At 72.8% G+C, this 20,381-nt stretch carries 17 protein-coding genes; 9 read left to right on the top strand and 8 right to left on the bottom strand.

Annotated elements, in window-relative coordinates:
- Positions 1-17: 17 nt before the first annotated feature.
- The 5 genes from ACIQFY_RS14355 to ACIQFY_RS14335 all read right to left on the bottom strand — a co-directional run bounded on the left by ACIQFY_RS14355 (position 18) and on the right by ACIQFY_RS14335 (position 7,434).
- Entirely contained in the window at positions 18-1,940 is a 1,923-nt protein-coding gene (locus ACIQFY_RS14355; RefSeq protein WP_245172345.1) for an ABC transporter ATP-binding protein, read from the bottom strand.
- Positions 1,937-3,760, bottom strand: a complete 1,824-nt coding sequence (locus tag ACIQFY_RS14350; protein WP_066656843.1) for an ABC transporter ATP-binding protein — start codon at positions 3,758-3,760, stop codon at positions 1,937-1,939. The genes ACIQFY_RS14355 and ACIQFY_RS14350 overlap by 4 nt, the downstream gene beginning before the upstream one ends.
- 578 nt (positions 3,761-4,338) lie before the next feature.
- On the bottom strand, positions 4,339-5,997 hold the full coding sequence (gene purH, locus ACIQFY_RS14345; protein ID WP_400340669.1) for a bifunctional phosphoribosylaminoimidazolecarboxamide formyltransferase/IMP cyclohydrolase: 1,659 nt from the start codon (positions 5,995-5,997) through the stop codon (positions 4,339-4,341).
- Positions 5,994-6,587, bottom strand: coding sequence for a phosphoribosylglycinamide formyltransferase (gene purN, locus ACIQFY_RS14340; protein WP_251155224.1), 594 nt, complete (start codon positions 6,585-6,587; stop codon positions 5,994-5,996). Before purN ends, purH begins: the two co-directional genes overlap by 4 nt.
- Before the next feature lie 10 nt (positions 6,588-6,597).
- The gene (locus tag ACIQFY_RS14335) at positions 6,598-7,434 is read right to left on the bottom strand and encodes a helix-turn-helix transcriptional regulator (RefSeq protein WP_066656850.1); all 837 of its coding nucleotides are present in this window, start codon (positions 7,432-7,434) and stop codon (positions 6,598-6,600) included.
- A gap of 100 nt (positions 7,435-7,534) precedes the next feature.
- On the opposite strand from ACIQFY_RS14335, the gene ACIQFY_RS14330 reads away from it, so the two are divergent.
- Positions 7,535-8,503 carry an SDR family NAD(P)-dependent oxidoreductase gene (locus ACIQFY_RS14330; RefSeq protein ID WP_400340667.1) on the top strand — a complete coding sequence of 323 codons (969 nt, stop codon included), beginning with the start codon at positions 7,535-7,537 and terminating at the stop codon, positions 8,501-8,503.
- 30 nt (positions 8,504-8,533) lie between these two features.
- Here ACIQFY_RS14330 and ACIQFY_RS14325 read toward each other — a convergent pair whose 3' ends face one another.
- From ACIQFY_RS14325 to sucC, 3 genes are all read right to left on the bottom strand, one after another.
- Complete coding sequence (locus ACIQFY_RS14325; RefSeq protein ID WP_400340665.1) at positions 8,534-10,588, bottom strand: DUF6350 family protein; 2,055 nt, start codon at positions 10,586-10,588, stop codon at positions 8,534-8,536.
- A gap of 140 nt (positions 10,589-10,728) precedes the next feature.
- Positions 10,729-11,622 carry a succinate--CoA ligase subunit alpha gene (sucD, locus tag ACIQFY_RS14320; protein WP_271826383.1) on the bottom strand — a complete coding sequence of 298 codons (894 nt, stop codon included), beginning with the start codon at positions 11,620-11,622 and terminating at the stop codon, positions 10,729-10,731.
- Between the two features lie 14 nt (positions 11,623-11,636).
- Positions 11,637-12,806, bottom strand: a complete 1,170-nt coding sequence (gene sucC, locus ACIQFY_RS14315; RefSeq protein ID WP_311206401.1) for an ADP-forming succinate--CoA ligase subunit beta — start codon at positions 12,804-12,806, stop codon at positions 11,637-11,639.
- A 294-nt stretch (positions 12,807-13,100) separates the two neighbouring features.
- Between sucC and ACIQFY_RS14310 the strand changes: the two genes are divergently transcribed.
- The 8 genes from ACIQFY_RS14310 (at position 13,101) to ACIQFY_RS14275 (ending at position 20,321) form a co-directional block, all read left to right on the top strand.
- Entirely contained in the window at positions 13,101-14,732 is a 1,632-nt protein-coding gene (locus ACIQFY_RS14310) for a RecQ family ATP-dependent DNA helicase (RefSeq protein ID WP_400340663.1), read from the top strand.
- Between the two features lie 270 nt (positions 14,733-15,002).
- Positions 15,003-15,296 (top strand): hypothetical protein, encoded by a 294-nt coding sequence (locus ACIQFY_RS14305; protein WP_400340662.1) that lies wholly within the window; start codon positions 15,003-15,005, stop codon positions 15,294-15,296.
- A 50-nt stretch (positions 15,297-15,346) separates the two neighbouring features.
- Positions 15,347-15,709 (top strand): hypothetical protein, encoded by a 363-nt coding sequence (locus tag ACIQFY_RS14300; RefSeq protein ID WP_400340660.1) that lies wholly within the window; start codon positions 15,347-15,349, stop codon positions 15,707-15,709.
- Positions 15,706-16,587, top strand: a complete 882-nt coding sequence (locus ACIQFY_RS14295) for an oxygenase MpaB family protein (protein WP_400340659.1) — start codon at positions 15,706-15,708, stop codon at positions 16,585-16,587. The genes ACIQFY_RS14300 and ACIQFY_RS14295 overlap by 4 nt, the downstream gene beginning before the upstream one ends.
- 49 nt (positions 16,588-16,636) lie before the next feature.
- Entirely contained in the window at positions 16,637-17,467 is an 831-nt protein-coding gene (locus tag ACIQFY_RS14290) for a ribose-phosphate pyrophosphokinase (RefSeq protein ID WP_400340657.1), read from the top strand.
- The gene (locus ACIQFY_RS14285; protein ID WP_400340655.1) at positions 17,464-19,017 is read left to right on the top strand and encodes a nicotinate phosphoribosyltransferase; all 1,554 of its coding nucleotides are present in this window, start codon (positions 17,464-17,466) and stop codon (positions 19,015-19,017) included. The genes ACIQFY_RS14290 and ACIQFY_RS14285 overlap by 4 nt, the downstream gene beginning before the upstream one ends.
- Positions 19,014-19,667 carry a hypothetical protein gene (locus tag ACIQFY_RS14280; protein ID WP_400340653.1) on the top strand — a complete coding sequence of 218 codons (654 nt, stop codon included), beginning with the start codon at positions 19,014-19,016 and terminating at the stop codon, positions 19,665-19,667. The genes ACIQFY_RS14285 and ACIQFY_RS14280 overlap by 4 nt, the downstream gene beginning before the upstream one ends.
- A gap of 18 nt (positions 19,668-19,685) precedes the next feature.
- Positions 19,686-20,321, top strand: a complete 636-nt coding sequence (locus tag ACIQFY_RS14275) for a pyridoxal 5'-phosphate synthase (RefSeq protein ID WP_400340651.1) — start codon at positions 19,686-19,688, stop codon at positions 20,319-20,321.
- The last annotated feature ends 60 nt before the right edge of the window (positions 20,322-20,381 follow it).

Here is a 20,381-nt window from a genome sequence, read left to right as displayed (position 1 = left end):
ACGTGCAGCCCGGTCCGTCAGACGAGCGAGTCCCGCCAGGCGGCGTGCAGCTGGGCGAACCGCCCGGTCCCCGCGATCAGGTCGTCCGGCGTGCCGTCCTCGACGATCCGCCCGTACTCCATCACGAGCACCCGGTGGGCGATCGCGACGGTCGACAGGCGGTGCGCGATGATCACGGCGGTGCGGTCCGCGAGCAGGGTCTCGAGGCCCTCCTGCACGAGCCGCTCGGACGGGATGTCCAGCGACGCCGTGGCCTCGTCGAGGATGAGCACCTTCGGGTCGGCGATGAACGCCCGGGCGAACGACAGGAGCTGCCGCTGCCCGGCCGACACCCGGCCACCGCGCTTGTTCACGTCGGTGTCGTACCCGTCGGGCAGGGCCTCGATGAACGCGTCCGCCCCGACCGCCTTCGCCGCGCGCACGATCTCGTCCCGCGTCGCCCCGGGCTTGCCGAGCGCGATGTTGTCCGCGACGGAGCCGGAGAACAGGTACGCCTCCTGCGTGACCATGACGATCGCGCGGCGCATGTCCTTCGGGTCGATGTCCCGCAGGTCCACGCCGTCGAGCCGCACGGAACCCTTCGACGGGTCGTAGAACCGCGCCATGAGCTTCGCGAGCGTCGACTTCCCGGCACCGGTCGACCCGACGAGCGCGATGGTCTGCCCCGCCGGGATGTGCAGGTCGAACTCGGGGAGCACGACCTTCTCCGCGTTGTACGCGAACTCGACGTCGTCGAAGTCCATCGCGCCGGTGGCGTCCGGCAGCCGCACGGGCTTCGCGGGGTCGGGCACCGACGGGCGTTCCTCGAGGACGCCGGAGATCTTCTCCATCGCCGCCGAGGCCGACTGGTACCCGTTGTAGAACATCGCGAGTTCCTGGGCCGGGTCGAAGAACCGCTTGGCGTACAGCGCGACCGCGAGCAGCGCGCCGACCTCGAGCGAGCCCCCCACGATCCGGAAGCCGCCGACGATGACGACGGCCGCGAGCGTGGCGTTGCCGATGAGGACGAGCACCGGGTCGAACGTGCCGAACAGGTTGAAGACCTTCGTGTTCGCCACCCGGTAGTCCTCGACGTAGCCGCCGTACTCGTCGCGGTTGCGGGACTCCTTCCGGAACGCCTGCACCGCCCGGATGCCGGTCATGGTCTCGACGAAGTGCACGATGACGCGCGCCGAGGTCACACGGGTGGCCCGGAACAGGGTCTGCGAGTTCGTCTGGAACCAGCGGATCAGGAACCACAGCGGCACGAGCGACACCGCGAGCACGAGCCCGGAGGTCGGGTCGAGCAGCACGAGCGCGATGCCCGTGAACACCATGTAGAGCACGCCCTGGATGAGCTGGTTCAGGCCGGAGTCGAGCAGCTCGCGGATCGAGTCCAGGTCGCTCGTCTGGCGGGAGATGATCCGGCCGGACGTGTACGTCTCGTGGAACTCGAGCGACAGCCGCTGGGTGTGCAGGAACACGCGCTTCCGCAGGTCGAACAGGATCGCCTGGCTGATCCGCGCCGCGAGCACGGTGTACCAGGCGGTGAGGACCGCGCCGAGCACCGCGACGACGATGTACGTCGCCACGACGCCGAACGCCGGCACCCAGTCGTTCTCGTCCATCACCCGGGGCAGGGCGTTGTCGATGCCCCACGCGATGAGCGCGGGACCCGCGACGGTGCCCGCGGTGGAGACCACCACGACGACGCCGAGCAGCACGAGGCGTGCCTTCAGCGGAGCCGCGAGCGACCCGAGCAGGGCGAGGGAGCGACGCCGCAGGCGCTTGCTCTCCGCCTTGCTGAAGTCCTCGCGCTCCTCGCCGCGCACGCCGAGCGTGGTGACCGCGGCGGTCACGGGGCCGGCCGCCTTCGTGTCCGCGACGTCGTCGAGGACGGGATCGGGGCCTCCCGGCCCGGCTGCCGTGTCCACGGGCGGTACCTGGTCCTGCTGGCTCATGCCATCGCCTCCTCTCGGGCGGGTGCGTCGTCCTCGTCGAGCGAGGAGATGACGTAGCGGTAGTGCTCGTTGGTGGCCATCAGCTCCGAGTGGGTGCCGACGGCGGTGATGCGTCCGCCCTCCATGAGCGCCACCCGGTCGGCGAGCGTCACGGTCGAGGGACGGTGGGCGACGATGAGCGACGTGGTGTCGGCCAGCACGCGGCGGAGCCCGGCCTCGACCCGCGCCTCGGTGTCGACGTCGAGCGCCGACAGCGGGTCGTCGAGCACCAGGACCGACGGCCGCGCGGCGATCGCGCGGGCGAGCGCCAGACGCTGCCGCTGGCCGCCGGAGAGCGACAGCCCCTCCTCGCCGACGCGGGTGTCGACGCCCTCGGGCAGGTCGTCGACGAAGGACGCCTGCGCGATGTCGAGCGCCTCGCGCATGATGCGCTCGGCCTCGGCGCCCTCGAGGTCGGGCCGGCCGAGCAGCACGTTGTCGCGGACGCTCGTCGAGAACAGCGTGGCGTCCTCGAAGGCGACACCGACGTGCCGACGGAGGTCCGCGCGGGTGAGGTCGCGGACGTCGACGCCGTCGATCGTGATCGAGCCGCCGGTCACGTCGTACAGCCGCGGCACCAGGGACAGCAGCGTCGTCTTGCCGCTGCCGGTCAGGCCGACGAGCGCCATGGTCTCGCCCGGGTGCAGCTGCAGCTCGACGCCGTCCACCAGGTCCGGGTACTCGTCCGTCGCGTCCTGGTACCGGAAGTGCACGGCGTTGAACGACAGTGCACCGTGCGGCTCGTCGATGGTCCTCGGTGACGCCGGGTCCTGGATCGTGTTCTCGGAGTCCATGACCTCGAAGAACCGGTCGACCGCGGTCCGGGTGTCGAACGTCATCGACAGGAAGAACCCGATCGACTCGATCGGGAACCGCAGCACGGTCGCCGTCGCGAAGAACGCGAACAGCTGTCCGACCGTCAGCTCGCCCTGCGACGCCAGCCAGATGCCGGCGAGCAGGCACAGCGCGAACGCGACGTCCGGCACGAGCAGCAGCCACAGCCAGATGCTCGCGATGGCCTTCGCCTTCTCGATCTCGGTGCCGCGGAGCGCCTCGGCCTGCTCGCTGAACTCGTCGAGCTTGAAGCGACCGCGGCCGAACGCCTTGAGCACGCGGATGCCGTGCACCGACTGCTCGACGCTCGTGGCGAGGTCGCCGACCTGATCCTGGCTGCGCCGCGCGACGACGGAGTACTTCCGCTCGAACAGCAGGCCGTTGATCCACAGCGGGATCGACGCCACGAGGAAGATCAGTCCGAGCAGCCACCCGAAGGTGAACAGCACGACGAAGCCGACCGCGATCGTGACGATGTTCACCACGAGCAGCACGACACCGAACGCCAGCCATCGGCGGATGAGCGACAGGTCGGACACCGAACGGGACAGCAGCTGACCGGACTCCCAGCGGTCGTGGAAGGCCACCGGCAGGTCCTGGAGCTTGGCGTAGAGCGCGTTGCGCATGCTCGTCTCGATGCGCGTCGACGGGCGCATCACGAGCCGTCGGCGGGATGCGATGAAGAAGGCCTCGAGGGCGCCGAGTGCGAGCACGCCGAGTCCGGCGGGCCAGATGAGCGCGGCGTCGCGCGAGGACAGCGGTCCGTCGACGAGCCACTGGAGCACGTACGGGATCACCAGGGCGACGAGCGAGGCGCCCATCGCCGCGGCCATGCCGCCGAACAGTCGCCAGCGGTACGGCCTGACGTAGGGCCAGATGCGCCCGATGGCGCGCAGGGTCGAGGGGCGGTCGGTGGAGGGGGTCGCCTGGTCGGGCGTTGTGGACATGCGGTTGCGTCCTCGTGCGTCGTGCGGCGTCCGCTCGGTCGGGTCGTCCGGCCCGCCGACGGGTCGCGTCGGTGGGTGGCGGTCCGGCCGGGAGGCGCGGCGTGGCAGTGCGGTGGTCGTCGGCCGGGCGCGTGGTCGCGCGCCGTCGCCGCCACTCGCGTGACGTCGACCGGGCCGGAGGGCACCGGGGACACGGGTCCCCGGGTTCTCAGCAGGTGGTCCGCGCTCGCCGACGGTGTCGTCGGGCGCGAGGCCGTGGGAGGGGCCTGGCTAGACGGCGGCCGCGCCCGGGTACCGGAGCGGCGGTGCCGTCCGGGTCCGGGGTCGCGGGGCGGGAGTGGTCCCCACGAGGGACACGAGACCCGTCCGGGCAGCCGTCGCCACTGTTCCGGTCGTCGCGTCCATCGTCACTCCAGTCGTCGTCTTCGTCACCGTTGTGTCCGCGGGCACGGCCGATCCGGTTGCGATCGTCCGGTGCGGTGCGGAGCCTTACAGACTATTCACAGTCGCACGTGTTGCGCAATGGTCTCGGCGTTGTTGGACGCCGTCGATCCGAGCGCGTGACGGTGTCCGGTGACTCAGTGGAAGAAGTGACGCTCGCCGGTGAAGTACATGGTCACGCCGGCCGCATGCGCCGCCGCGATGACCTCGTCGTCACGGACGCTGCCGCCCGGCTGCGCGACGGCACGGACACCGGCGTCGAGCAGGACCTGCAGGCCGTCGGCGAACGGGAAGAACGCGTCCGACGCCGCGACGCTGCCACGGGCACGCTCCCCGGCGCGGTCCACCGCGAGGTGGCAGGAGTCCACCCGGTTGACCTGACCCATGCCGACGCCGACGCTCGCGCCCTGGTCGGCGAGCAGGATGGCGTTCGACTTCACGGCGCGGCTGGCCTTCCACGCGAACGCCAGGTCGGCCAGGGTCGCGGCGTCGGCGGGCTCGCCGGACACCAGCGTCCAGGTGGACTGGTCGAACGCGGTGAAGCGGTCGGCGTCCTGCACGAGGAAGCCGCCGGAGACCTGCTTGACCTCACGGGTCGCGAGCGCGAAGTCCGACGGCAGCGTGAGCAGGCGGATGTTCTTCTTCTGCGACAGGATCTCGAGCGCCTCGGGGTCGAACGCCGGTGCCACGACCACCTCGGTGAAGATGTCGCGGACCGTCTCGGCCATCTGCTTCGTGACCGGGCGGTTGGCGGCGATGACCCCGCCGAAGGCCGACAGCGGGTCGCAGGCGTGGGCGGCGGCGTGTGCCGACGCGATCGGGTCGACGGCGTCCGCCGGGGCGGTCGCGATGCCGCACGGGTTGGCGTGCTTGATGATCGCGACGGCGGGGGTGTCGAAGTCGTACGCGGCCCGGACGGCGGCGTCGGCGTCGACGTAGTTGTTGTACGACATCTCCTTGCCGTGCAGCTGCGTCGCCTGGGCGATGCCCGCTCCGCCGGAGGTCGTGTAGAGCGCGGCGGCCTGGTGCGCGTTCTCGCCGTAGCGGAGCGTCGCGGTCAGTCCGGCCTCGAGCCGGAGCGTCTCGTCGAACGAGCCCGGCGTCTCGAGGTCGCCCGTCACCGTGGGCGCGGCGGCCTGGGCGGCGACGTGTGCCGCGTCCTGCCCGACGACGTCGGTCGCGAAGTACGAGGCGACGGCGGCGTCGTAGGAGGCCGTGTGGGCGAAGGCCTGGGCGGCGAGGCGCTTCCGGAGTTCGAGCGTGGTGCCGCCGGCCCGGACGGCCTCGACGACCTCGGCGTAGGACGACGGCGACACGACGATCGCGACGTTCGGGTGGTTCTTCGCCGAGGCGCGGACCATCGCCGGTCCGCCGATGTCGACGTTCTCCACCACGGTCGCGGCCTCGGCACCCGAGGCGACGGTCTCGACGAACGGGTACAGGTTCACCACGACGAGCTCGAACGCCGCGATGCCGAGCTCGGCGAGCTGCTGCTCGTGCGACTCGAGGCGCAGGTCGGCGAGGAGCCCCGCGTGCACGGCAGGGTGCAGGGTCTTGACGCGGCCGTCCAGCGACTCCGGGAACCCGGTCACGCTCGACACGTCGGTGACGGCGTACCCGGCGTCGCGGATCGTCTGCGCCGTGCTGCCCGTCGAGACGAGCTCCACACCCGCGTCGGCCAGGGCGCCGGCGAGCTCGAGCAGGCCGGACTTGTCGCTCACCGAGATGAGCGCGCGCCGCACGGGGACGACGTCGCGGTGGCGGTAGAGGCTGGGGTCGGCGGCGTGCACGCTCATGCGCTCGGGGTGCCCTTCAGGTCGGTGGTGCCGTTGGCGATGTCGAGGATGGTCTGGATGAGCAGGCGGCGCTCGACCGGCTTGATGCGGTCGTGCAGCGTCGACTCGGAGTCGTCCGGCAGCACCGGGATCCGCTCCTGCGCCAGGATCGGGCCGGTGTCCACGCCGTCGTCGACCTGGATCACGCTGGCGCCGGTCTGCTCGACGCCGGCGGCCAGGGCGTCACGGACCCCGTGTGCGCCGGGGAACTCGGGCAGGTACGCGGGGTGGGTGTTGATGATCGCGGGGGCGAACTCGGACACGACGGCGTGCGGGAGCAGGCGCATCAGGCCGGAGAGCACGAGGAGGTCCGGCGACCACGGCCGGATCTGGGCGGCGAGCTCGGCGCCCCACTCGTCGCGCGAGGCGAAGCGGGAGAACGGCACCGAGAAGGTCGGGACCCCGAACTCCTCGCCCAGCGCCAAGCCCTCGGCATCGCGGTCCGCCCCGATCGCGACCACGCGGGCGGGGTACTCGGCGTCGGTCGTCGCCTCGAGCAGGGCTCGGAGGTTCGAGCCGGTACCGGAGATCAGGACGACCAGTTCGAGCACGGTGACCAGCCTAGCGGCGGACGACCGCCCCGCCGATCGCCAGCAGCGGGAGCGCCTGCGCTGTCGCGGACCCCGGGGCGCAGCCGTAGACGACCAGCTGCAGCCCCGGCGACCCCTGCACGGCGAAGGTGTGCGCGTCGAACTCCAGCCCACCGACCTCCCCGTGCACGAACCGCTTGGTCGTCACGGCCTTCCGCTGCACCCGCTGCGCACTCCAGCGTTCCTCGAACTCGTCGCTGCGTCCGCGCACCTCCGCCACGACCGCCAGGAGGCCGGGGTCGGCTCCGTGCTCGGCGGTCGCGGCGCGCAGACTGGCGACGGTCGAGTCCGCGGTCCTCGACCAGTCCACGTGGAAGTCGCGAGCAACCGGATCGGTGAAGGTCATCCGGACGAGGTTGTCGAACCGGGCGAACGGTGCGTGGACGCCGCGGGCGAGGGCATTCGCTGCGAGGACGTCGTGGGCCGGGTCGATCACGAACGCCGGGTGCGCGGACCACGAGTCGAGGAGCTGACCGAGAGCCGGTGAGACCGAGCCGGGTGCGCGGGACCGCCGCGGCGGCGGGACGAGCCCGGCGAGGGTGAAGAGGTGGTCGCGCTCGTCGCCCTCCAGCTCGAGCCCGTCGGCGATGCCGTCGAGCACCGCCGACCCGGGGCTGATCTCGCGTCCCTGTTCGAGGCGCGTGTAGTAGTCGACGCTGAGGCCACCCAGCACCGCCACCTCCTCTCGCCGGAGGCCGGCCACGCGGCGGAGCCCGCCGGAGGGCAGGCCGAGCGCCTCCGGGGAGAGACGACCGCGGATCGCCCGCAGGTACGCTCCCAGGGCAAGGTCGGCAGAGGACGACGGCACGCTGACAGGGTAGTTCCGACGGCGACCGCCTCCCTGGTCGTGGCACACCCCGGAACGACCCGGCACGGGAAGCCCTGCACACGAGACGGACGCTGGCTCCGTGAACGACGACACTCCCACCACCCCCCACCCCTACCTCGGCCTCTGGGTCACGGAAGACGGCCGCGTCCGTCACGAGCTCCGCACCGGAGGCCGGTACGTCGAGGCCCGCGGTGACCGCGAGGCCGCGTACACCGGCGGCTACGAGGTCGCCGGAGCCCACGTCGAGTACCGGGACGACACCGGCTTCACCGCGGACGGCGACTTCCGCGACGACGTCCTGCACCACGGCGGCGTGGTGCTGCGACGCCGGAAGATCGTGCTCGTCACAGGTGCCTCCAGCGGTATCGGCAGGGCGACCGCGCTCCGGCTCGCCTCGGCCGGTCACCCCGTCGTCCTGGGGGCTCGCCGGGTCGACCGTCTCGAATCCCTCGTGACGGAGATCGAGGGCGCGGGCGGCCAGGCCCTGGCGGTACCGACGGACGTCACCGACCTCGCCTCCACACAAGCGTTCGCCGACGCGGCCACCGCACGGTTCGGGCGCATCGACGTGGTGGTCGCGAACGCCGGCGTGATGCCGCTCTCGCCCCTGTCCTCCGGGCTGGTCGAGCAGTGGGACCAGATGATCGACGTCAACGTGCGCGGGCTCCTGCACAGCATCGCGGCGACCCTCCCGACGATGCTCGCGCAGGGCGCCGGCCACTTCGTGACGATGGCGTCGATCGGTGCCCACAGCGTCACGCCGACGGCGGCCGTCTACTGCGGCACGAAGTACGCGGCACGGGCGATCACCGAGGGCCTCCGCCTGGAGTCGCCCCGAGGAATCCGGGTGACGACGATCTCACCGGGCGTGACCGAGTCGGAGCTGGCCTCTACGATCACCGACGCGACGGCCGCCGCCGCGATGGAGGCCTACCGCGCCGACTCCGTCTCCGCCGACGCCATCGCCCGCGCCGTGGAGTACGCCGTGGCCGAGCGCCCCGACGTGGACGTCAACGAGATCGTCGTGCGGCCCGCGGCTCAGCGCTGACCGGTCCGACGGCGCGCGGCCCGAGGAGCGCTAGGCGTCGTGCTTCGGACGGCGCCACCAGGGCAGCTCGTCGTCGGCGATCTGGTCGGTCTGGTCCCAGCGGGTGCCACCGGACGCGGGCGCTGCCGGTGCGCTCGTCGCCGGGGTGGGCTCGTCGGCGTCGTCACGGCCGGCGACGAACTCCTCGGTGCTCCACGGGAAGGCGGGCTGCTGCTCGGTGCCGGGCGCGTGCGGGAGCGTCTCGTCAGCCGGTCGCGGTCCGTCGTCCCTCGTGCCGCCCGCGCCGGTCCCGCCCACGCGGCCGCGGAGGACGCCGGCACGGTCGCGCAGGTCGCCGGCACGCGCGCGGACGTCGTCGGCGGCGCCACGGAGCCGGTCCCGCAGTCCGCTGATGCCGCTGCGGGCGGGGGCGGCCGGCGCGGGAGCGACCCGCTCGGCGGCGACCGCGTCGGTCCGCGCCCAGTCCGGCAGCGGCACGTCGTCCGGTTCCGCGACGGGTGTGCGACGGGCGACGACGGGCTCGTGCTCGAGCTCGAGCTCGAGCTCGAGCTCGGGCTCGGGCTCGGGCTCGGGCTTCTGCGACGCGACGGGCTCGCGCCCGCCGTCGTGCGCTGCGTCGGTGTCGGTGTCGGTGTCGGTGATCGGCTCCGTCGGGTGGTCGTCCGATGCGGCCGCGGCAGCACCCGACGACGGCACGGCAGCACGGGTCGACGAGTCGTGGGCCTCCTCGACGGTGAACCGGTGGGACGCGGAGGCGCGCCCGGCACCGGCCTCGTCGAGTGCGGCGACGAGCGAGCCGGCGCGGGCGTCGTCGGCAGCGTCCTCGTCGGCCTCGATCCAGCGCTCGCGGCCTCGGGAGCGCTCGGGCAGCCGCACGAGGTCGCTCCCCACGGCGAGCGCCACCGCCGCCGGCACGCCGACCTCGAGGGCCGCGAACACGCCGACGAGCAGGCCGTCCGGCCCGGCCTGGGTGAGTCGGCCCGGGCCGAGGGACCCCGACGTGAGCGCCGTGGCCACCCCGGTCAGCACGCCCGCCACGACACCGGTGGCCGCTCCGGCGAGCGCTCGGCGAAGCGGGCTGTCCGACGAGCCGAGCGCGCGCACGAGCCCGGGCCGCATCAGTCCGGCCACGACGAACCCGGCGACGACGGGCACGAGCACCCCGAGCAGGCCGAAGGTGTGGCCGGAGGCGGGCAGGGCGCCGAAGACCGGGATCCCGGGGATGGGGCCGAGGACCGTGCCGATCGGCGAGACGTTCGACCCGGTGCCGATGGCGAACCCGGGACCGACGAGCCACGCGACGGCCCACCCGACCAGGTCGGGCAGGAACGCGAGCTGGCCGACGGTGAGCGCGATGCCGCCGACGACCCCGGCATGCGAACGCTCGTACAGGGCGATGACCTCGGCGAACGAGGTGACGAGCAGGAGGGCGACGACCACCCCGGCGGCCGCGACCACGACGGCGGTCACCGCGGTGCCAGCTCGGAGGGCGAAGCCGGCGGTGGTGCGCCACAGCACGGGCACCCGGCCGACCTGGTCGAGCAACCGGGCGGTCAGCGGGTCCGCCGGCAGCCCGCGGCGGATGCGGCAGACCTCGGCGGTCACGAGTGCGGGGACGGCGAACCAGAGCGCCGGGAACACGATCGCCTGCCAGACGACCGGGTCGGTCGCGGCGGAGGTGGACGAGAACGCGATGGCGAGTCCGAGCAGGGCCACGCCCGCGGTCCCGACGAGCAGACCCGTCGTGCGGTGCTCCGTCTCGGCGAACCGCCGACCGGCCCGACCTCCGAGCCAGGCCGTGACGACCGCGAAGCCGAGGGCCGCGAGCGTGACGTGGATGGGGTCGCCCGCACCCACGATGCCGGACGCGCCGGCCGTGGCCGTCCCGAGGTGGAACGTGACGTCCACGCCGTGTCCGACGAGCCAGACGCTGCCCGCGGCCTTCCAGAAGACGTCCCAGTCGATCTGCAGCCCGTACTCGAAGCCCCAGAGCAGCGTCAGCGGCACGAGGGCGATCCCGACGCCGACGCCGACCGTCACGATCGCCTCGACGGCGGCCAGCAGTGCGGTTCCCAGGCGGTTCATCGTGGTCAGGGTACGTGCCGTCCCGCGGTCACCGAGCGAGCCGCGCGGCACCTGTGGAGACTGGCCGACCGTCCACAGCAGGACGGGAGGCACGGTGCCCACCGGCACCGTGCCTCCCGTCCGTCGGGTCGTGCGGACCGCTACGCCGTCGCGGCGGCGACCACCTCGCGCAGCAGCGCGGCCGTCTCGGACGGCGTCTTGCCGACCTTGACGCCGGCGGCCTCGAGCGCCTGCTTCTTCGCCTCAGCGGTGCCGGCCGATCCGGAGACGATCGCGCCGGCGTGGCCCATGGTCTTGCCCTCGGGCGCGGTGAAGCCCGCGACGTAGCCGACGACCGGCTTCGTGACGTGCGCCTTGATGTAGTCGGCCGCGCGCTCCTCGGCGTCGCCGCCGATCTCGCCGATCATGACGATCGCCGTCGTCTCCGGGTCGGCCTCGAACGCGGCGAGCGCGTCGATGTGCGTCGTGCCGATGACCGGGTCGCCGCCGATGCCGATGGCGGTCGAGAAGCCCAGGTCACGCAGCTCGTACATCATCTGGTAGGTCAGGGTGCCGGACTTCGACACGAGACCGATCGGGCCCTTGCCGGTGATCGTCGCCGGGGTGATGCCGACGAGCGACTCCCCCGGGGTGATGATGCCGGGGCAGTTCGGGCCGATGATCCGGGTCTTCCCGCCCAGCGCCTTCGCGTGCGCCCAGAACTCCGCGGAGTCCTGCACGGGGATGCCCTCGGTGATGACGACGACGAGCGGGACCTCGGCGTCGATGGCCTCCATGACCGCGTCCTTCGCGAACGCCGGCGGGACGAAGACGATCGAGACGTCGGCACCGGTGGTGTCGACGGCTTCACGCACCGAGCCGAACACGGGGAGCTCGACGTCGCCGTGCGAGACGGTGGTGCCGGCCTTGCGGGCGTTCACGCCGCCGACGACCTGCGTGCCGGCCTTGAGCATGAGCGCGGTGTGCTTCGTGCCCTCGCCGCCGGTGATGCCCTGGACGATGACCTTCGAGTCCTTGTTGAGGAAGATCGACATTGCTCTGGTGCTCCTTACGCCGCGGCCGCGGCGAGCTCGGCGGCCTGCTCGGCCGCATCGTCCATGGTCTCGGCGACGGTGACGAGCGGGTGCGCCGCCTCCGCCAGGATCCGGCGACCCTCGTCCACGTTGTTGCCGTCCAGGCGCACGACGAGCGGCTTGGTCGCCGAGTCGCCGAGGATGCCGAGTGCGGCGACGATGCCGTTCGCGACGGCGTCGCAGGCGGTGATGCCACCGAAGACGTTCACGAACACGCTCTTCACCTGCGGGTCGCCGAGGATGACGTCGAGGCCGTTCGCCATGACCTCGGCCGAGGCGCCACCGCCGATGTCGAGGAAGTTCGCGGGCTTCACGCCGCCGTGGCGCTCACCGGCGTACGCGACGACGTCGAGCGTCGACATGACGAGCCCTGCGCCGTTGCCGATGACGCCGACCTCGCCGTCGAGCTTCACGTAGTTCAGGCCGTGCTGCTTCGCCTTGGCCTCGAGCGGGTCCTCGCTCGCGGTGTCCTCGAGCTGCGCGTGACCCTCGTGGCGGAAGTCGGCGTTGTCGTCGAGCGACACCTTGCCGTCGAGGGCGAGGATCTGCCCGTCGCCGGTGCGGACCAGCGGGTTCACCTCGACGAGGGTGGCGTCCTCGCCGGCGAACACGTCGTAGAGCTTCACGAAGACGTCCGCGACCTGGTCCTGGAGCTCGGACGGGAAGTTCGCCTGGCGCGCGATGTCGAGCGCGGCCTCCTTGTTGATGCCCGTCAGCGGGTTCACCTCGACGCGCGCGAGCGCCTCGGGCTTCTCGACCGCGAGCTGCTCGATCTCCATGCCGCCCTCGACGCTCACGAGCGACAGGTACGAGCGGTTCGCCCGGTCGAGCAGCACCGAGAAGTAGAACTCCTCGGCGATGTCGGCGCCCTGGGCGACCATCACGCGCTGCACGGTGTGGCCCTTGATGTCGAGGCCGAGGATCGCCTTCGCGTGCTCGTACGCCTCGTCCGGGGTCTTCGCGACCTTGACGCCGCCGGCCTTGCCGCGACCGCCGACCTTCACCTGCGCCTTGACGACGACCACGCCGCCGATCCGCTCGGCGGCCGCCCTCGCCTCTTCCGGGGTGTCGGCGGTGATGCCCTGCAGCACAGGGACGCCGTAGGACTCGAAGAGGTCCCTGGCCTGGTACTCGAAAAGATCCACGCTGTTCTTCTTCCCGCACGGTTCGTGCGATCGGCATCGGTCATCGGGTCGCACTCAACGTCGAGGGTCGCTCGATGTCGAGACAACGGCCGCGACCACCCTAGCGCCGCCACATGGACGGAGAGCACGTCCGTCCGGACACCGGTCGCGCCCGCTCGGCCGCAGGATGCGTCGGCACCGCGGAACGCCGGCCGGGAGGCACGCCCCACCCCCGTCACCTCCCTCGCGCCCCCCGGTGGCCGGGGGACGCAGTCGCCGGATGGTCGGCCAGGCGGTACGGGGCACGGTCGACGGGTGCAGAAGGAACTCCGTACCCGCGCCGCCGACGTCTTCGGCTGGGACCTCCACCCCGAGCAGGAACAGGTCGTCGACGCCGTCCTCGACGGTCGCGACGCCCTGGCGCTCATGCCCACCGGCTCGGGGAAGTCCGCGATCTACCAGGTCGCCGCGCTCGCCCTGGACGGCCCGGTCGTCGTCGTCTCGCCCCTCGTGGCCCTGCAGGAGGACCAGGTCGTCGGCATCGAGGACCACCCGGACGCGCCCCGAGCCGTCACGATCAACGCCACCAGGGGCAGCCGGCAGCTCGAGGACGCGTGGGACGCCGTGGCGTCCGGCGAGGCCCGGTACGTGTTCCTGGCCCCCGAGCAACTGGCGAAGGACGAGGTCGTCGAGCGGCTGCGGGACGCCGGCGTCGCGCTCGTCACCGTCGACGAGGCGCACTGCGTGTCGAGCTGGGGGCACGACTTCCGCCCGGACTACCTGGTGCTCGGCGAGGTCGTCGAGCGCCTCGGGCGCCCGCCGGTGCTCGCGATGACCGCGACCGGGTCGACGCCCGTCCGCGCCGAGATCGTCGAGCGGCTCGGCATGCGGGACCCGCTGGTCGTCGCCACCGGCTTCGACCGGCCGAACCTGCGCTTCGAGGTCGCCCGGCACGCCGACGACGAGTCGAAGCGCGAGGCCGTCGTGGAGCAGGTCGTCGGACTCGAGGGGGTCGGCATCGTCTACGTCGCCACCCGCGCCGAGACCCTGGTGTACGCGGACGAACTCGTGGAGAGTGGTCGCCGGGCGAAGGCGTACCACGCGGGCCTCCGCGTGCGGGACCGCGAGCGGGTCCACCACGAGTTCCTCGACGGCGAGCTCGACGTCGTCGTCGCCACCAGCGCGTTCGGCATGGGGATCGACAAGCCGGACGTGCGCTTCGTCGTGCACGCCGACGTCCCCGAGTCGGTCGACGCCTACTACCAGGAGGTGGGCCGTGCCGGCCGCGACGGCGACGTCGGCCTCGCCACGATGCACTACCGCGCCGAGGACCTCGGCCTCCGACGCTTCTTCGCGTCCGGCTCGCCGCGCCCGGCCACCCTCCGTGCCGTGTTCGACGCCGTCCCCGCCGACGGGTCGGTGGCCCGGTCCGAGCTCGCCGAACGCTCCGGGCTCGCCGCTCGCACCGCGGGCCGCGCCGCCAACGCCCTCGTCGACGCGGGCGCGCTCGACGACGGTGAGGACGGCCTCACCCGTCGACCGGACGGCCCCCGCGACGCCGAGGCGGCGGCGGGGCTCGCGAAGGCGCAGGCGAAGGAGCGCGAGGAGATCGAGGAGTCGCGCATCGCGATGATGCGCCGGTTCGCCGAGACCTCGGGCTGCCGCCGGCAGTTCCTGCTCGGGTACTTCGGTGACGAGCTCGCCGAGCCGTGCGGCAACTGCGACACCTGCACGGCCGGGACCGCCCAGGACGCGGACGCCCACGGTGCCGACGGTGCGAACGACGACGCCTGGCCCCCGGAGTCGCCCGTCGAGCACGCGCAGTGGGGTCGAGGGACGGTGATGAGCACGGAGGACGACCGGTTGACGGTGTTCTTCGAGGCCGCCGGCTACAAGACCCTCGGGCTGGCCGACGTCGAGGAACGGCACCTGCTCGAGCGCGTCTGACGCGCCGGCGTCGGACCCGGGGTGGGGAAGGCGCGGTCGCTCGACCACCCGTCGGCGACCGCGCTCCACTCCCCCGAGCACGGCGAGTGTGACCCGCGATCGTGGACCGCAGGTGACGCCGAGGTGAACGGGACGCGAAACCGGACGAGGGGTGCGCAGACCGGACGACCGCAGACCGGACGACCGGTCAGGCGGACGGCGTACACAGGAAGGCCCGACGGCCCCGGTGACCCGCTCCGGAGCCCGACCCTCCCACGGAAGGACTGCACCATGAGCGACCCCGGCATCAGCCCCGTCGACGACTTCGACGCCCAGGAGCGCCGCACCGACGACGTGGACCGCGAGCACGTGGGCCCGTACGAGGTCGACGAGTCCGAGGAGTCCCTCGAGACCGTCACGAACGACGCCGTCGCCGGCGAGACCGTCGAGCCCCAGCCGGGCGACGGAACCGACGACGGCCCCACCGGTGGCGCCCCGCGCGAGGGCTCGCCCGACCTGTGGGAGCACGACGACGACACCGAGCGTCCGGACCTCGGCGGCGACCTCGGCACGAAGCCGCTCTGAGCACCACACCCGCACGACCCCCACGGAGCACGGCCCAGTACGATCGGGCCGTGCTCCGTGGCGTCCGCGACCGTGTCCGTGCGACGCCCGCGCTGGCCCGGCTCCTCTCGCTGGCGTCCCTGCTGCTCGTCGCCGCGGCGGCGCACTCGGGCGCCCGCGCCGGCGGGATCGCCTGGCTCCCGCTGCTCGTCGCGGGTGTCGTGCTCGCCCTGGTCACCGGCGCGACGGCGCACCGGTGGCCCCTGCCGGCCATCTGGCTGGTCGCGACACTGCTGGCGGCCGCGGGCGGCTCGCTCGTGAGCGTCGGGTGGCTCGTCGGTGCGCTGATCGGCGGCGCGGTGGCCCTGGCCGCAGCCCTGTTCCTCGACACCGCGCCGCTGCGGCGGGCACGGCGATCCGGGTCACGTCCGTGACGCGACGGTCGGGAGGCTCGTCCCATCCCCGCCCCGCCGGCCACGGCGACCGGACGGCGGACGGGCGCGGTGCGACGGGCGGACCACGGGCCTCCCGTCCGGCACACGGTCACGTCGCCGACCGCGACCTGCGTCGGTGGCTGGCGGACAGCACACCCGTCGCGGCCGGTGGCCGCGCGATCCTGCTGCAGATCGCGGACCCGGTCGTCGCAGCCGGGGTCCGACGGCACTCCGACTTCGCCCGCCGACCGCAGCAGCGGCTGGCCCACACCCTGATGTTCGTCTACGCCGTCGTGATCGGGACCGAGACCGACGCTGCCGTGGCGACCGCGTTCGTCGACCGGGCGCACCGACCGGTCGAGGGCGCCGACGACGTCGACCGGCAGCGGTGGGTGGCGGCGACCCTGTTCGACTCCGCACGACGGGCACACGAGCTGTTCGGCGACCCCCTGTCGCCCGACGACGCCGAGCGTGTCCTGGCGGCCTACGCCCCGATCGCGACGTCCCTGCGCGTGCCCGCCGACGGTTGGTTCGCCTCGGTGGCCTCCTTCGACGTGTACTGGGGTGCGACCCTGCCCTCCCTGCACGTCACCGACGACGCGCGCGGGATCGTGCGCGACCTCCTGCACCCCCGCTTCGCACCGCTGTGGGTCCGCACCGCGATGCCGCTCGTCCGCATCGTCACCGTCGGCATGCTGCCGGACGCCCTGCGGACCGCGTACGGCTTCGCGTGGGGGCCGCGTGAGCAGCGGCGCTTCCGGCGGACCGTCGCGCTCGTCCGGCGCGTGCGGAGCCTCGTGCCGGGGTGGGCGCTCCGACTCCCGGGGCCGCTGCTGCTGCGGGCCATGCACCGGATCGCCGCGCGGTACGCCCACTGATCCCGACAAGTTCTTGTCACAACGACAAGAACAGTGGTACGGTCGGACCATGGCAGTCGAACTCAGCACCTGGGACGCCCAGGGCACACCGACGACACCGACGTTCTCCACGATGCGGTTCCCCGCGGGCGAGGCACACGTCAAGGTCCGGGACGACGCCGACGCGGGGGCGACCACCGAGATCGCGACCCTGCGCGGCACCGGCGGCGACGACCTGGTCATGCTCGGCATGTGGGCCGACGCGGTCCGACAGCGCGGGGCACGCTCGGTGGCGCTCGTCCCGTACCTGCCCGGAGCGCGGCAGGACCGCGGACTCCCCTTCGGCGCGAAGGTCTACGCGGACATCCTGAACGGCTTCGCCATCGACCAGGTGATCGCCTTCGACCCCCACTCGCCCGTGATCGTCGGGCTGGTCGAGCGCCTCACCGTGGTGCCGAGCGAGCGGGTCGTGCACGACGCCGTCCTCGCCGGGTCCGACTACAGCGGCATCATCGCCCCGGACAAGGGCGCGGTCGCCCGGGCGGCGCTCGTCGCCCAGGCAGCCGGACTCCCCCTGTTCCGCGCCGAGAAGCACCGCAACCCGGACACCGGCAAGCTCGACGGGTTCTCGTGCGAGCCGCTCCCCGAGACCGGTCGGCTGCTCGTCGTCGACGACATCTGCGACGGCGGCGGCACCTTCGCGGGCCTCGCCGGCTCGACCGGCCTGCCGGCGGAGCGCCTGGGCCTCTGGGTCTCGCACGGCGTCTTCTCCGGACGGGCCCCGCAGCTCGCCGAGCACTTCGGCGAGATCGTCACCACCGACAGCTACCCCGCACAGCAGGACGTCCCGGGCCTCCGCACCGTCCCGCTCAGCCCGTACCTCACGAAGGAGATCCGATGACGACCACGACGGGCCTCGAGCCCCGCACCACCACCCCGAGTCCGATCGCCCCGCTGCTGGCGGTCGACGGGTACAAGCACTCGCACCGGCAGGTCTACCCCGAGGGCACGACCCGGATCCTGATCAACTGGACGAACCGCTCGAACGCGCACATGCCCGAGTCGACCCACGCGGTGGTCTTCGGGCTGCAGGCGTTCGTGCAGCGGTACCTGGTCGAGGCGTGGGCGCCGTTCTTCGCCGCCGACGAGGACGAGGTCGCGCGGTTGTTCGAGCAGGCACTGCAGGGCTACTTCGGCCCGAACCACATCGGTGTCGACCACGTCCGCGCCCTGCACCGCCTCGGGTACCTCCCGCTCGACATCCGGGCGCTCCCCGAGGGCACCCTCGCCCCGATCGGCGTCGCGACGCTGACGGTCGAGAACACCCTCGACGACTTCTTCTGGCTGCCGAACTACATCGAGACCGCCCTGTCGGCGTCGATCTGGCACCCCTCGACCGTCGCGACGAAGGCGCTCGAGTACCGCGACCTCATGGAGGAGTGGGCCGAGCGCACCGGCGCCGACCCGGCGAGCATCGACTTCGCCGCCCACGACTTCTCGTTCCGCGGGCAGACGAGCATCGAGTCCGCCGCCGCGGGCGGTGCCGGACACCTGCTGTCGTTCCTCGGCACCGACTCGATGCCGTCGCTCGACTTCATCGACCGCTACTACCCGGGCGACAACGGCTGGGTGGCGGCCAGCGTCCCCGCCACCGAGCACAGCGTGATGTGCGTCCGCGGCGCCGACGGCGAGCTCGAGACGTTCGCGCAGATCCTCGACGTCTACCCGACCGGCATCGTCTCGGCGGTGAGCGACGGCTTCGACCTGTTCAAGGTGATCACCGAGACGCTCCCGCAGCTCGAGGACCGCATCACGGCCCGCGACGGCAAGCTCGTCATCCGCCCGGACTCCGGCGACCCGGTCGACATCGTCACCGGCACCGTGCACGGCGTCGACCAGGCAGCGCTGACCGACCCGTCGCGCAGCCACGAGGAGAAGGGCGTCGTCGAGCTCCTCGACGAGCTGTTCGGGCACACCGTCAACGAGCGGGGCTTCAAGGTGCTCGACCAGCACATCGGCGTCATCTACGGCGACAGCATCACGCTCGACCGTGCCCGTCGCATCTACGAGCGCCTCGCCGCGAAGGGCTACGCGAGCGACAACGTCGTGCTCGGCATCGGGTCGTACACGTACCAGTACATGACGCGCGACAACCTCGGCAGCGCCGTGAAGGCCACGTGGGCCCTCGTCGACGGGCAGCCGGTCGACATCCAGAAGGACCCGAAGACCGGCAGCGGCAAGAAGAGCGCGAAGGGCCGAATCGCCCTGCACCGCGACGACACCGGCGAGATCCGCCAGACCGACGAGGCCACCGCCGAGGACGAGGCGACCAGCCTGCTCCAGCCCGTCTGGGTCGACGGCCGCTTCCGGGTGCACCAGTCGTTCGCCGACGTGCGCGAGACGCTCCGCACCGAACGCGCCGCCCGCGCGGCCCGCCGGGCGTCGGTGTGACCGACGCCCACACGGCGACCCGCGACCAGCCGCTCATCGCGATCGACGTCGTCCCGGTGTCGTTCACGGTGACGGAGGGTCTGCGGGTCGCCACCGCGCGCCGGGCGTACGACCCGTACGCCGGCCGGGAGGCGCTGCCCGGCGTGCTCCTGGACGCTGCGGAACGCCTCGCCGACGGTGCACGGCGCGCCCTGCGCACCAAGGCCGCCATCGGCACCGGGGCGGTGCGGCACCTCGCACAGGTCGGTGCGTTCGACGGCCCGTCCCGCGACCCGCGGGAGACCGCGATCAGCATCGCGTTCGCGGCGGTCGTGGCACCGGCGGTGGACGGCGGGCCCGTGGTGTGGAGGTCGACCGACGGGGGCGATCCGGGCCTCCCGTTCGACCACGACACGATCGTGCGGGCCGCCCTCGACCAGGTGCGCACCCGGCTCTGGCGGGACGTCCCGATGACACGCGCCCTGCTCGGTGACGTCTTCCCGACGAGTGCGGCGGCAGTACTCCACGCGGCGCTCCACGGGACCGCCCCGGATGCCGGCAACCTCAACCGTGCACTCCGGACGAACCCCGCGCTCGTCCGAGCCGATGCCTCCCCGACGTCCACCGGCCGGGGCGGTCGTCCCCCGGCGACCTGGACGTGGACCGACTGAGCACGGTTGGGTGGGGGCATGTCCAGTTCGCTCTCCGGTGACGACTCCCTGCACCTGCCCGAGTTCGACGCGCCTCCCGCGTCCCCGTTCGACGTCGCCCGAGCCTGGCTCGACGGCGCCGCGGAGCGCGAGGTGTCCGAGCCGATGTCGATGACCCTCGCGACCGCCGGCACCGACGGGCGGGTGTCCGCCCGCACCGTCGACGTGAAGCGGCTCGACGACCGCGGGCTGGTGTTCGGCACCTCGACCCTGAGCCCGAAGGGACGGCAGCTCGCGGACAACCCGCACGCGGCGCTGCAGGTGTACTGGCGCGAGAGCATGCAGCAGCTGCGCTTCGAGGGCCGGGCCGTGCAGCTGTCCGACGAGGAGTCCGACGCGCTGTTCGCCGACCGCTCGCCGAAGTCACGCGCCGCCACCGCGATCGCCGACCAGTCGGACGTGCTCGAACCGCGCACGCTGCAGGACCTGATCGACGACGCGAACGCGCTGCTCGACGAGAGCGACGACGACGTGCCGCGCCCCGAGGGCTGGGTGGCGTGGCGGCTCGAGCCCGACGTGGTGGAGTTCTGGCAGGGCAGCCGCGACCGGATGCACCGGCGGCTGCAGTACGTCCGCGCCGGCGACGGCTGGGACGTGGCGCGGCTGCAGCCGTAGCGCTGCGCGGTCGGCGCGGTGCCGCGGGGTCGCGGTGCCGCGGGGTCGCGGTGCCGCGGG

Source organism: Curtobacterium sp. NPDC092190, assembly GCF_044755625.1.
Taxonomy (GTDB): domain Bacteria; phylum Actinomycetota; class Actinomycetes; order Actinomycetales; family Microbacteriaceae; genus Curtobacterium.
Note: the sequence above shows the minus strand (reverse complement) of the source record. Positions and strands in the feature narration are given on the sequence as shown.